This window comes from Coprococcus sp. TM115-187 (genome assembly GCF_027679115.1).
In the GTDB taxonomy this organism is placed as follows: Bacteria; Bacillota; Clostridia; order Lachnospirales; family Lachnospiraceae; genus Allocoprococcus; species Allocoprococcus comes.
In genome coordinates this window covers 48,430-62,001 of the sequence record NZ_JAQEKS010000015.1, presented here as the reverse complement: position 1 = coordinate 62,001, position 13,572 = coordinate 48,430, and the positions used below count along the sequence as shown (strand labels likewise).

The 13,572-nt window shown below is 41.0% G+C and carries 12 protein-coding genes; 8 read left to right on the top strand and 4 right to left on the bottom strand.

The features are described from left to right. Positions 1-280 precede the first annotated feature (280 nt). Positions 281-1,216 (top strand): D-2-hydroxyacid dehydrogenase, encoded by a 936-nt coding sequence (locus PGW42_RS10755; RefSeq protein WP_117835484.1) that lies wholly within the window; start codon positions 281-283, stop codon positions 1,214-1,216. A gap of 66 nt (positions 1,217-1,282) precedes the next feature. Here PGW42_RS10755 and PGW42_RS10750 read toward each other — a convergent pair whose 3' ends face one another. From PGW42_RS10750 to pepT, 3 genes are all read right to left on the bottom strand, one after another. Beyond that, entirely contained in the window at positions 1,283-2,635 is a 1,353-nt protein-coding gene (locus tag PGW42_RS10750) for a DUF4367 domain-containing protein (protein WP_270203238.1), read from the bottom strand. Then, positions 2,616-3,155, bottom strand: coding sequence for an RNA polymerase sigma factor (locus tag PGW42_RS10745; protein ID WP_117824167.1), 540 nt, complete (start codon positions 3,153-3,155; stop codon positions 2,616-2,618). Before PGW42_RS10745 ends, PGW42_RS10750 begins: the two co-directional genes overlap by 20 nt. Before the next feature lie 455 nt (positions 3,156-3,610). Beyond that, positions 3,611-4,831: a peptidase T gene (gene pepT, locus PGW42_RS10740; protein WP_270203239.1), complete on the bottom strand. Its 1,221-nt coding sequence runs from the start codon at positions 4,829-4,831 to the stop codon at positions 3,611-3,613. Positions 4,832-5,160: 329 nt separating this feature from the next. Between pepT and PGW42_RS10735 the strand changes: the two genes are divergently transcribed. The 7 genes from PGW42_RS10735 (at position 5,161) to feoB (ending at position 12,446) form a co-directional block, all read left to right on the top strand. Further along, entirely contained in the window at positions 5,161-5,745 is a 585-nt protein-coding gene (locus tag PGW42_RS10735) for a 50S ribosomal protein L25 (protein ID WP_118217460.1), read from the top strand. A gap of 283 nt (positions 5,746-6,028) precedes the next feature. After that, the gene (locus PGW42_RS10730; RefSeq protein WP_182420309.1) at positions 6,029-6,187 is read left to right on the top strand and encodes a hypothetical protein; all 159 of its coding nucleotides are present in this window, start codon (positions 6,029-6,031) and stop codon (positions 6,185-6,187) included. Then, positions 6,184-7,524: a TrkH family potassium uptake protein gene (locus PGW42_RS10725; RefSeq protein WP_117556823.1), complete on the top strand. Its 1,341-nt coding sequence runs from the start codon at positions 6,184-6,186 to the stop codon at positions 7,522-7,524. Before PGW42_RS10730 ends, PGW42_RS10725 begins: the two co-directional genes overlap by 4 nt. 15 nt (positions 7,525-7,539) lie before the next feature. After that, positions 7,540-8,193, top strand: a complete 654-nt coding sequence (locus tag PGW42_RS10720; protein ID WP_117556825.1) for a potassium channel family protein — start codon at positions 7,540-7,542, stop codon at positions 8,191-8,193. A gap of 20 nt (positions 8,194-8,213) precedes the next feature. Beyond that, the gene (locus tag PGW42_RS10715) at positions 8,214-9,281 is read left to right on the top strand and encodes a sensor histidine kinase (protein ID WP_243263666.1); all 1,068 of its coding nucleotides are present in this window, start codon (positions 8,214-8,216) and stop codon (positions 9,279-9,281) included. After that, complete coding sequence (locus tag PGW42_RS10710; RefSeq protein ID WP_270203240.1) at positions 9,271-9,972, top strand: response regulator; 702 nt, start codon at positions 9,271-9,273, stop codon at positions 9,970-9,972. Before PGW42_RS10715 ends, PGW42_RS10710 begins: the two co-directional genes overlap by 11 nt. Positions 9,973-10,100: 128 nt before the next feature. Further along, on the top strand, positions 10,101-12,446 hold the full coding sequence (gene feoB / locus PGW42_RS10705; protein ID WP_270203241.1) for a ferrous iron transport protein B: 2,346 nt from the start codon (positions 10,101-10,103) through the stop codon (positions 12,444-12,446). 43 nt (positions 12,447-12,489) lie between these two features. Here the strand turns inward: feoB and PGW42_RS10700 are convergent, their stop codons facing one another. Further along, entirely contained in the window at positions 12,490-13,389 is a 900-nt protein-coding gene (locus PGW42_RS10700) for a LysR family transcriptional regulator (RefSeq protein ID WP_008374293.1), read from the bottom strand. Positions 13,390-13,572 lie beyond the last annotated feature (183 nt).

Sequence of the window (13,572 nt, the reverse complement as noted above, 5' to 3'; positions counted from 1 at the left end):
TTATGGGAGCTAACTGCCAAGTTCTACTTTTGGATCAATGTGTTTTGCTCATCTCTATTGATGGAATGTGATTTATAAAAAGCGAAGGCTTGCCAGAAAGACCAAAAAAAACATCTGCTAATTATATCAGGATATAATCGCAAATGCTCTTCATTTCTTTAGTATACGCGCCATAGGATAAGAATGTCAACGGTTGTTTGGGTTGTATCCGTAAAATAAATTTGTTATGATAATGAACAGGAAAAGTTGCAAATTACAGTGATAAAGTGAGGGACAGATTATGAAAATAGTTTTTTTAGATGTAAAAACAATTGGAGAAGATATTGATCTTTCTGGATTTGACAGGCTTGGTGAAGTCGTAAAATACGATTTTTCTACATCAGAAGAAGTAACGGAAAGAGTTCAGGATGCAGATGTGATCATTTTGAATAAAGTACAGGTCAATGAGCAGACGATTGGAAAAGCAGAGAAGTTAAAGCTGGTATGCGTGACGGCAACGGGGACCAACAATCTGGATAAAGAATATCTGGAAAAAAGAGGAGTTGCATGGAGAAATGTAGCTGGCTATTCGACAGAAACGGTGGCACAGCACACTTTTGCAATGCTTCTCTATCTGCTGGAAAAGATACGTTATTATGATGATTATGTAAAAGAAGAGCGTTACATCAATGATACAATATTTACGCATTTTGCAGAGCATTTTACGGAGATCAGTGGCAAAACCTGGGGGATCATAGGCCTGGGAACAATTGGCCGGAGAGTTGCGGATATCGCAAAAGCATTTGGAGCACAGATTATTTATTACTCTGCATCAGGGCGTTCGGCGCAGGAAGGTTACGAACAGGTAGATCTGGATACATTGCTTGCAAAATCTGACATTATATCCATTCATGCACCGTTAAATGAACATACAGAGGGCTTAATGGATAAAGCAGCATTTGCAAAAATGAAAAAAACCTGTATTTTCCTGAATCTCGGACGTGGTCCGATCGTAGTCGAGCAGGATCTGTATGAGGCACTTGAAAATGACGAGATAGCTGCAGCCGGACTTGACGTACTTTGCCAGGAGCCGATGAGTGAGACGAATCCGCTGCGAAAAATAAAAGATAGCAAAAAACTGCTGATTACACCACATGTAGCATGGGCGAGCGTGGAAGCAAGGACAAAGCTGATGGGGATAATACTGGGACAGGTAAAAGAATATTTTCAAATTTAAGAAACCGGAGTTGGCGCATGGATTTTAGTGATATGCGGCAACTCCGGTTTTGTTTAAAATATTCGTTTACTTGTAAAGAGTCACAAACTGTCCAATCTGTCCGTCAAAAGAGGTATTGAGACAAAGCTGATCCAACAGATCTTCATCGACAATATAACCAAGATGGCAGGTGATGGTCTGTCCTTTTTCAAGACTGGTGAAAAAGTAATGATGGTCAGAGTTGTCGGAGCATACAGAGGCATCAAAATAAATTGGATAATTGATAACATCTTTGTATGTTGGATTATCGAACAATGCATTGTTATAATATCCGTCTGGATTTTCGGACGGAATGGTCAGATCATAATTTACACAGGATTCCGTATTGGAAAAAGGATTGTCGGATGGATTTGTAATCTCAAGAGTTACATATAATAATTTTCGATGAATCTGTGCAGTACCTGTTTGTGTATTGAGTGAGTCGGTTCCATTTCCGACCTGAATAATAGCACGATTATATGATATAAGATCTCCGTTGTCGTTAATCGAACCATCTGGAAGATTTTTACCATTATCAGTAAAGAAATCTGCGTTAAGTGAACGGATATTATCAAAAGCTTCTACTTTTTTAACAGTCATCTGATAGCCACAGGTTTCGTCGGTCCAGGTATCATTTACTTTAAGCCAGGTAGTCTGTAGTGCTTTTGGTGCAGCTGCATCTTCAGCTAATTCCGTTTTAAGTTCGGACAAAGAACCTGCAAAGGTAGCGTCAGAATCTGTAGCAGGCGTAAGTGTCACACCAGAAGCAATCTTTTTCGCTTCTTCATTGGTGATTGCATTTCCCATATTGATTTCAACAATATAGCCTGAATCCTGGAAGACGACGTAGGCATCCTTATCAAAGACTCCAGAAGAGTCGAAAGTCATCAGAACCGCATCATTTCCATTGGCATTAAATTCTTCACGAGAAGTCATATAGGAGTGCGAAAATGTAAAATCATCGGTATCCATCTTGTAGAGAGAAAATACAGTACCATGTGAAGAAGATTCTGTATCGGAAGGGACATAGTACTTGTCAGGTCCACGGTCTGAAGCAGCAATACTTCCATCAGGTAAATAAGTTGGAGTCAGCTTTACCGGAGAAAATACAGTATCTTTTGAGGTAGTCGTTAGAGAAAGATCACCGCTGTATGTTCCGGTACTGTTGTAATGCATTTGAAGCAGTCTGTCAGCTGCATATGCGGTTGCGGGAAGGAGGGAAAGGGCAACGATGGCAGCGGCAACACGGTAAAGATGGTTTCGATGCCGGTTATGTTCACTTTCCGAGACAGCATGCAGTAAGTTCTGCTTTTTTCGGTTATAGTTATCGGAAAAAGTGTGATCCATATTCATAGAATCAAATTCTTCAAGGCTTATTTGGTCAAATTTTTTGTTTTGCATACATATCATCTCCTATGATCAATCTGAGTTTTTTCAATGCTCTTTGCTGACGTTTCCGAACCAGAGATTCGCCGATTTCAAGGACGGAAGCTGTTTCTTTTACCGAAAGCTGGTGTACACAGCGGAACAGGATCACATCGCGATAAGAGTCGGGAAGTTTTCCAAGGATCTGCTCAAGGACAGAGTCACCGGCAAGACGGCTGACCAGCTTCATAATATCATCACGCTCATCAGCAAAATCCATATCTTTGATTGGAACCGTTGCATTGGACGTTATTTGATTTTTCCGGTACTGATCGAGGGAAGCACTTTGAATCGTCTGAAGAACATAGGACCGTGTTTTTTCATCTTCCAGATCCCGAAGCTTTCGTATATTCTTAAGCAACCGTACAAAAGCATCCTGCACCGCATCTTCAGCCTGCCACTCATTCCTCAGAATCGAAAAAGCCACCGCATACATCTTCTGCTCATACAACTCATACAATCGTTCCAACTTCTCACTGTCAGAATACTCACGCATATAAAAATAACACCTTCTTTCATATCTTTATTGAACGTTCTATAAATAAAGACGAAATACAACCCTGAAATGTGACACTTTGAATAAAATATCCATTTAATGTAAAAAACAACAGCATAAAAATAAAGCTACATAACATAAAACTGAATAACCTGCAATATGGACATCCTAACCAAAAAAATTCACTTGAGCCTGGAACTCTTATCCATATATAAAACTTTTCGACAGTACAAGAAGAAATAATACAATAGGGATCACAGACATTTGCAGGAATCCTAAGCATCTTAGTCTGTAGCAGATTTGCGTTAGTAAGAAAAATGACACTGTCTGAGCGCCAGCGAGTTTGTCATTTTTCTTACTGCTTTTAGCAAATTTACTACAGACCTAGATGCTCTTGGATTCCGAAACGTCTGTGATCCCTATTGTATTATTTCTTCTGTCCGTCAGACAACCCTTTACATCTCCGCGTATAATTTCACAAGTTCAACCACGATATCCACAGCCTTGTCCATTCCTTCTGCCGTGATGTGTTCATATGGTCCATGGAATGCATGTCCCCCTGTTCCGAGGTTCGGGCAAGGAAGTCCCATAAAGCTGAGCTGGCATCCGTCTGTTCCGCCGCGGATTGGAAGCACAAGCGGTGCAACACCCGCATTTTCACAGGCTTTCTTTGCATTCTCAATCAGATGCATGCATCCGGCAATAATCTCAGCCATATTCTGGTACTGGTCAGTAATCGTAAGCTTCACAGTGCCTTCTCCCCATTTTTCATTGAGGTTCTTCTCAATATGGCGAAGAGTTTCTTTTCTGGCTTCAAACAGATTCTTGTCATGATCCCTTACAATATAATGAAGCTCTGCTTTTGCCACATCTCCACTCATACCGGTCAGATGGTAGAATCCTTCATAATCCTCCGTTTCACGCGGGATTTCAAGTCCTGGAAGCATGTTATTGATTTCAGCGGCAACCAGGCACGCATTGATCATCGTATCCTTGCTGGAACCCGGATGCACAGCAAAGCCGGTAATTTCAAAATCTGCCTTGCATGCATTGAAGTTTTCATACTGAATTTCGCCTTCGGTATCGCCATCCAGAGTGTAGGCAAACTGTGCACCAAATTTTTCCACATTAAAATGATCAGTTCCACCACCGACTTCTTCATCTGGTGTAAAAGCAATTGAGATCGGTCCATGAGGAATATTTTCTTTGATCAGTGCTTCAGCCATGGTCATGATCTCGGCAACTCCGGCTTTATCATCGGCACCAAGAACAGTTGTACCGTCTGTTGTGATCAGGGTGCGTCCGGCAAGAGATGGAAGATGCGGGAAATCTTTTACGGTAAGGGTACGTCCACTTGTGCCAAGCGGCAGATCACCGCCATCGTAGTTCTTGTGTACGACCGGGATGATGTCATGGTCACAGTAATCGGAAACGGTATCCATGTGTGCGATAAATCCGATAGATGGTTTATTCTCATATCCCGGTGTGGCAGGAATCTTTCCATATACATAGCAGAATTCATCCAGACTTACGTCAGAAATCCCGAGGGCAGTCATCTCATCTGCCAGAATACGTGCCAGGTCGAACTGACACTGGGAAGAAGGAGAAGTCGTACTGTGTTCATCACTTGGGGTACGGACTACTACATAATTTAAAAGTCGTTCATATGCTCTCATAATAAAACCTCTTTTCATTAACATTTCTTATCCGAGTATAGCATTTTGCAGGTGAATATGCAATTGTGGCAGCAGGTTCTTTTTTGGTGTGAAATTTAACATAACGTAAGAAAAAACCAAGGGATGAAAATGTGAAAATTTTTGAAAAATGAAAAAAGTAAAAAATAAAAAAATTGCACAAAACAAATAAAAAAGTTTGAAAAACAGCAAAAATATTGATCAAAAAAGATGTGATTTTGGTTAATCTTGATAATCCATGAGTGCTATAATACAGCTGTAACAAGGAAATAGGTACTTTACCAGAAGTCAGTGATTGGAGGAAAAGATAAATGAATACTTTAAAAGCTGAAAAAAGAAACATGCAGACAAAAGCCAAAAAACTCAGAAGAGAAGGTTATGTAACCGGCAATGTATTCGGACGTGAGATTGAAGGCTCCATTCCGGTACAGATGACACAGAAAGAAGCGGAAAAGTTCCTGAAAGCTAATGGCAAAGGAAGCCAGATCATGTTGGATTTGGACGGAGAGCAGATGGATGTGCTGGTAAAAGAAGTCGATTATGATTCTATGGGTTCAAAAGTACTTGAAATAGATTTTCAGGCACTGGTAAGTGGAGAAATGGTACATTCCGTAGCAGAAGTTGTGATCCACAATCAGTCAAAGGTTGTCACAGGTGTTGTGGAGGAACTGCTTGGTGAAATTGAATACAAAGCACTTCCATCGGCACTTGTTGAAAAAGTAATTGTTGACGTTGGAGATTTGAAGGTTGGAGAAACCATTAAAGTCAAAGACCTTGACATCGCAAAGGATAAAGATGTCAAACTGATCACAGATCCGGAAGCAGATGTAGCAGGTGTGGCTGCCGTTCATAATGATGTTCCGGAAACAGATGAGGAAGAAACAGCAGCTGAATAAAAAGATTTTGTAAAAAAGGCGGACGCTTTGCAGAAAGAACTGCAAAGTGCCCGTTTTTTGCTTCATAGAAAATCCCGAAGGAACTTCCTATGAAACAAAAGGCACTGCGTTCCGGAGATGCACATTCTTTCTATTTAATGAAATTCCTAATCCCATTTTTCAGCAGGAAATCATAACGGAATATTTACATAAAATCAGGAATCTTTATACAATCTTTATACTAAAAATACTATCATTGATTTACAAAACAGGAGAGGAAAAACAGTGAGAGGAAGGAAAGGTTATGTTCGAGATTGAGAGTATTATTTTATTTACAGGGATCCTGAGCTTTCTGCTGATCGCCGGATTGCATCTGATGCGTGAACTCGATACTTTTCTGAAGAAGGATAAAGAAGAGAGAGAGGAAGAAAGATATAGAGGAGAAAGGAAACGAAACAAATGACAGTAATATATAAAAAGATGACACAGACACAGATGATTGTTGTCGGGTATTTGTTGTTGATCCTTTTGGGAAGTATTCTCTTAATGCTTCCGGTTTCATCAAGGGATGGAAATATGACATCTTTTGCAGACGCATTATTTACCTCGACATCCGCATCCTGTGTGACTGGGCTGGTTGTACAGGATACATATCTGCACTGGTCTTTTTTTGGACAGCTTATCATTTTGATCCTGATCCAGATCGGTGGTATGGGATTTATGACAATTGGTGTCTGTGTGGCGATTCTGTTAAGAAGAAAGATAGGGCTTAAAGTCCGTGGAATTTTGCAGGAGAGTATCAATAGTATTCAAATTGGTGGAATTGTAAAGCTTACGAAGAAGATTATAAAAGGAACACTTTTTTTTGAAAGCATTGGAGCTGTATTGCTGATGATCCGGTTTATTCCGGAATTCGGAATAGGAAGAGGAATCTGGTACGGGATCTTTCATTCTATATCAGCCTTTTGCAACGCCGGGTTTGACCTTATGGGAGAAAATGGTGCCTATCAGTCACTGATCAGATATTCGGATGACTGGCTGGTAAATACAGTGATCATGCTGCTGATTATAATCGGTGGAATCGGTTTTTTGGTGTGGGATGATCTGTCTGTGAAAAAATTTCAATGGAAAAAATATCATCTGCATACAAAGATTGTATTATCAACAACAGGTTTTCTGATTATAGGAGGAGCAGTTTTATTCCTGATACTGGAAAAAAATAATGTACTGGCAGGGATGCCTGTGAAAGAACAGATACTCTGTTCTTTATTTCACTCGGTGACAGCCAGAACGGCAGGATTTAATACAACCGATACAGGAGCGTTGACGGAAGGCAGTAAACTTGTTACTATGATTCTGATGTTCATAGGAGGAAGCCCGGGATCTACAGCAGGTGGAATTAAGACGACAACCGTAGTAGTTCTTATTGTATTTGTGCGTGCAAATCTGATGGAAGCAGCCGGTTGTAATGTATTTAACAGAAGACTGGATGAAACTGCGATCAGAAAGGCCAGTGTTGTAATGTGTACGAATTTGTTCCTTATACTAACAGGAACGATCTTCATGGAAATTATGCAGCCGTTTTCTTTGTCGGATGTGATGTTTGAAGTCTTTTCTGCAATGGGAACAGTGGGAATGTCTGCGGGAATCACAAGAGATGTATGTATGGCATCAAGAATGGTGCTGGTATTTCTGATGTTTTGCGGAAGAATAGGAAGTCTGACATTTGCGCTTTCATTGAAAGGGCACAGACATGAAGCACCGATCCGGAAACCGGTAGAAGAAATTACGATAGGATAGAACAAGGAGTAGAAAATGAAATCAGTATTGATTATAGGACTTGGAAGATTTGGTCATCATCTGTGTATTGATATGGCAAATCGGGGAAATGAGGTAATGGTCATCGATAAAGATGAGAAAAAGACACCGGATTTGTTGGAATACGCAACAGCAGTACGGGTAGGGGACTGTACAAATGAAGAAGTATTAAGAAGTCTTGGAGTAGGAAATTTCGATCTTTGCTTTGTGTGCATCGGATCAAATTTCCAGAGCAGTCTGGAGATAACAAGCCTGGTAAAAGAGCTTGGAGCCAAACATGTTGTCAGTAAGGCAAACAGGGATATCCATGCAAAATTCTTATTGAGAAACGGAGCGGATGAAGTCTTTTATCCGGATCGGGATATTGCAGAGCGACTGGCTGTAAAATACAGTGCAAATCATGTTTTTGACTATTTTGAACTCAGTAAGGATTATTCGATTTTTGAAATCCAGCCGAAGGCTGCATGGATCGGGCGGACGATAGAAGAAGCGGATATAAGGGCAAACTATCATATAAATGTATTTGGAATAAAGAAAAATACAGAGGTGGTGGTCCTTCCGAGAGCGGATTATGTGATGCATGAGAAGGATCATCTGCTTGTAGTAGGTCTTACAAAGGATATTGACCGTCTGCTTGCAAGTATAAAATGATGAATGATGGGGGAAAGAAAATGACAAAAAAGAGAGTAAAATATATGGTGCAGTCGATTGCGATCATGGCGGTTGCAACATTTTTGTCTTTTTTTCTCCAGAGTTATGGAATTCGAAAAGAAAATATTCTGATGATCTATATTGTGGGTGTACTGGTCATAACAGTTACAACTACCGGTTATCTGTATGGAATGATGGCTTCTGTATGCAGTGTGCTGCTGTTTAATTATTTTTTTACAGTGCCGGTGCATACATTTGCGATGACGGATCAGAATGATGTGGTACGTCTGGTATTTTTCCTTATCACAGGATTCATTTCCGCAAGTATTATGGTACGATTTCATAATCAGGTGCGTATTGCAGAGGAAACAAGGGCACAGATGGAAAGAGAAAAGCTGAAAAGCAATATGCTGAGAAGTATATCCCATGATTTCAGGACACCTTTGACCGGAATTATGGGAGCTGCAGGACTCTTAAAAGAGGCGGATGAGTTGGATGCCGGAGTCAGAAAGGAACTGGCAGGAGAGATACAGGAGCAGTCTGTATGGCTGATGCGCCTGATGGAAAATATTTTGAATATGACAAAGCTGGAAAGTGAAGAATTTGAGATCCGGAAAAACCAGGAAGTAGTGGATGATCTGATCTATGAAGCCGTATCACATATCATAGGACTCCGGGAAAAGAGGAGGTTTGAAATTAAACTTCCGTCGGAGCTGATTGTTGTAAATGTAGATGGAAAACTGATGGTTCAGGTGCTGGTCAATCTTCTGGATAATGCGATGAAGCATACAGGGGAAAATGGATGGATCTGTATAGAAGCCAGATATGATGCAGGGAAAGTGTGGATCAGTGTAGAAGATGACGGAGACGGGATTCAGGAAGATCTGAAAGAAAATATTTTTGACGAATTTGTTACAAGGTCAGATGAAAAAGGGGACAGACAAAGAGGAATCGGACTGGGACTGGCTATATGTAAAGCGGTAGTAAATGCACATGGTGGAAATATTTGTGCAGAGAACAGAAAAGAAGGCGGAGCAAGGTTCAGGTTCTGGTTGGAGGCAAGGCAGGTAAGTACAGATGGCAGATAAGCATAAAATTTTAATTGTGGAAGACGATAAATATATTATTAACTTTATCTCGATGAGTCTTAAGAAAGAAGACTATGATTATGTGATTGCGAAGACATGTGGAGAAGCAAATGCACTGTTCTATGCAAACAGACCAGATATGATCATTCTGGATCTTGGACTTCCGGATGGTGACGGGATTGAGATTATAAAAAATGTAAGAGAAATCTCGAAGATACCGATCATTGTGGTCAGTGCAAGACAGGAAGAGGAAGAAAAAATACAGGCACTGGATCTGGGGGCAGATGATTATGTGACAAAACCGTTTTATATGGGCGAACTGCTTGCCAGAATCCGTGTGGCGCTCAGAAAGAGTAACCAGATTCCGGAAGAAAAGAAAGAAAAATTCTTTCAGTGTGATTATCTGAAAGTGGACTGGGAAAAACATCAGGTATCGATAGATGGGAAAGAAGTTCATCTGACTCCGATGGAATATAAGATTTTGAAACTATTGATCGACAACAGGGGAAAGGTACTGACACATAATTATATTCTCAGCCAGATCTGGGGCAGTGCACAGGGAGTAGAAGCAGCCAACCTGAGGGTATTTATGGCAGCACTGCGAAGGAAGATAGAAAAGGATCCCGGAAATTGCAGATTTATTCTGACAGAAATCGGAGTAGGGTACCGGTTTAGAGAGGCTACGGAATAAAACAATTTGCAGACGATGAAATTAGCTAGAAAAAACGAATGTTATTCTTGAATGACTACCTACAGGACTGATATGATAATGATATAAATTATCAATAAATGGTTTTGCCAAAGGAGACAGATAGAGGAATGACATTAAAAGAATTACAAGTCGGAAAGACAGCTACGATTCTTTCCGTAGGAGGAAATGGTGCACTCAGGCAGCATTTTCTGGATATGGGATTGATCCAGGGAACAGAAGTAACGATTGTAAAGTATGCGCCGATGGGGGATCCGGTTGAGATCAGGATCCATGGTTATGAACTTACGATCCGTCTGGAGGATGCCGGACAGATTGAAATTACGCCGGCCCATGAGCCACATTATAAGAAGAAGGAAGGCAGACAACCGTTAGGAGATGCACAGCATCCGGGGTATGGAGAAGCAGGCATTTTTCATGAGAAGAAAACAGAGCATCCGTTACCGGAGAATACGACACTTACGTTTGCATTGGTTGGAAATCAGAATTGTGGAAAAACAACGCTGTTCAACCAGCTGACCGGATCGAATCAGCATGTGGGAAATTTTCCAGGTGTTACGGTTGACAGAAAAGACGGTGTGATCAAGGAACATCCCAATACCCGTATTACCGATCTTCCGGGAATTTATTCTATGTCTCCGTATAGCAGTGAGGAAATTGTTACAAGAGAATTTCTGCTTCAGGATAAACCGAAAGGAATCATCAATATTGTAGATGCAACCAATATTGAACGGAATATGTATCTGACGATGCAGCTTATGGAACTTGAGATCCCAATGGTTGTTGCGCTGAATATGATGGATGAGATGCGTGTGAACGGAGGTTCTGTGCGTGTGAATGAGCTGGAAGCATTTCTCGGAGTACCGGTTGTACCAATCTCGGCAGCAAAGGGAGAAGGAATTGCGGAACTGGTAGAACATGCACTGCATGTCGCAAAATATCAGGAAGCACCGGAGGAAGTGGATTTCTGCTCTGCTGAAGGTCAGGAAAGTGCGGTTCACAGATGCATTCATGCGATCATGCATCTGATTGAAGATCATGCAAAGGAAGCAGGGATCCCGGTCAGATTTGCAGCAAGCAAACTGGCAGAGAATGATGAGCTTGTCCTGGAAAAATTAAAGCTGAGCCAGAATGAAAAGGAACTTCTGGAACATATCAATCTGCAGATGGAAGAAGAATGCAAGGTAGACCGTTCATCGGCAGTAGCGGGAATGCGTTTTAACTATATCCAGCGTGCCTGTGAAGATACGGTCTTAAAGCCACATGAGAGCAGGGAGCGGGTGCGAAGCAGGAAGATTGATCAGGTTCTGACAGGGAAATATACCGGGATTCCGGCATTTATCGCAATTATGGGACTGGTATTCTGGCTCACATTTAATGTGATCGGAGCATTTTTGCAGGATCTTCTGCAACAGGGAATTGACCAGGTGATTGTAGCCTGCAGTCAGGCACTGGATGCGGCAGGAGTCAATGGCGTATTAAAGTCACTGATTGTAGATGGAATCTTTCAGGGGGTTGGAAGCGTGCTGAGTTTCTTGCCGATCATTGTTACACTGTTCTTTTTCCTTTCGATGCTGGAGGACAGTGGATATATGGCAAGAGTTGCGTTTATTATGGATAAACTTTTGCGAAAGATTGGTCTTTCCGGAAGAAGTATTGTACCGATGCTGATCGGATTTGGATGTACAGTACCGGGAGTTATGGCGAGCCGGACACTTTCTTCAGAGCGTGATCGTAAAATGACGATTATGCTGACTCCGTTTATGAGTTGTTCAGCAAAACTTCCGATCTATGCATTCTTTACAGCGGCGTTTTTCCAGGGGAAGGGTGCAATTGTAATGATTGGTCTCTATTTCTTCGGAATCCTGATGGGAATCCTTACTGCACTTGCAATGAAAGGGACGATGTTCAAAGGAGAACCTGTTCCGTTTGTTATGGAGCTTCCGAATTATCGTATGCCGGGAGCGAAAAATGTTGGTCAGCTTCTCTGGGAAAAAGCAAAGGACTTCCTGCAGAGAGCATTTACCGTTATTTTTGGTGCAACGATCGTGATCTGGTTCCTGCAGAGCTTTGATCTGCATCTGAATATGGTGACAGATTCACAGGCAAGTATCCTTGCAACGGTAGCAGGTATGATCGCACCTGTATTCATTCCACTTGGATTCGGTGATTGGAGAATATCAACGGCACTGATTTCCGGATTTATGGCAAAAGAGAGTGTTGTCTCCACTCTTTCGATTTTGTTTGGGTCAACAGCAGCACTGACAGCGGTGATAAATACAGCCGGTGCAGCAGCACTTTTGATTTTCTGTCTTTTGTATACACCGTGTGTGGCAGCGATTGCTTCTATTAAAAGAGAACTTGGTGGTAAATGGGCGATCGGTGTTGTGATTTTTCAGTGCGTGATTGCATGGGTTGCTGCATTTATTGTGCATGGAATTGTATGTTTATTTTAAAACAAAAACTTCTGGAAGCAGGAAAACTGCTTCCAGAAGTTTTTTATTGCAGATATTTTTTCAAGGCATCCAGATAAGTTGTCCCTAATCTGCTTAACATCCTTTTTTTATGTGTAATATACCCAATCCGCATATCACTTTCGTCAGCAAGAGGAACGGCAATAATATCTTTTCCATTCAACTTTTTGTCAATTACACCACTGCATACTGTGTAGCCATTTAGCCCAATCAGAAGATTAAATAAGGTGGCACGATCCCGTACACGGATATTTTTTTTGCGTTCAGATACAGAAAAGATTTCTTCTGAAAAATAAAAGGAATTGTGTTCACCCTGTTCAAAGGAAAGATATGGATAATCGTCCAGTTCTTCATTGGTGATTATTTTGTGATCGGCGAGAGGGTGACGTCTGCTGATAAATACATGTGGTTTAGCAACAAACAGCTGATGAAAAATAAGCCCGTTGGATTTTAAAATTTTTTCCAGAACCGTTTCATTAAAATTATTTAAGAAAAGAATTCCAATCTCGCTGCGCATTTTTGCTACATCTTCGATGATTTCGTATGTCTGGGTTTCGCGGAGACTGAAATCATATTCATCCTGTCCGTAGGTTTTGATCAGATCGACAAAGGCATTGACAGCGAAAGAATAGTGTTGCGTGGATACACAGAATTTCTTTTTCCCGCCGGAAGTTCCTTTGTATTTATCTTCGAGAATAGCGGCCTGTTCCAGCACCTGTCTGGCGTATCCTAAGAAATCTTCGCCTTCTTTTGAAAGGATGATCCCTTTATTAGTCCGGAGAAAAATGGTAATCTTCATTTCTTTTTCCAGTTCACGGATTGCGTTTGTCAGGCTTGGCTGGGAAATATAAAGACGATTTGCGGCTTCGGTAATTGTTCCTGTTTCAGCAACAGTTACGACGTATTTTAATTGTTGAAGAGTCATATTTTTCACTTTCTATAAAGAATATTGTTTTTGGGTTTGGGATATCAGAAAAGTATCTGGAAAATGTATCTTAGCGAAAAATACTTCTGGCCAGATATCCTGGTAATATTGTAGCATGGAAGCAGGGAGCGTGAAATATTTTTTTGATATTGCTATAGTTTTAAACTATGGCAAACTGTATTT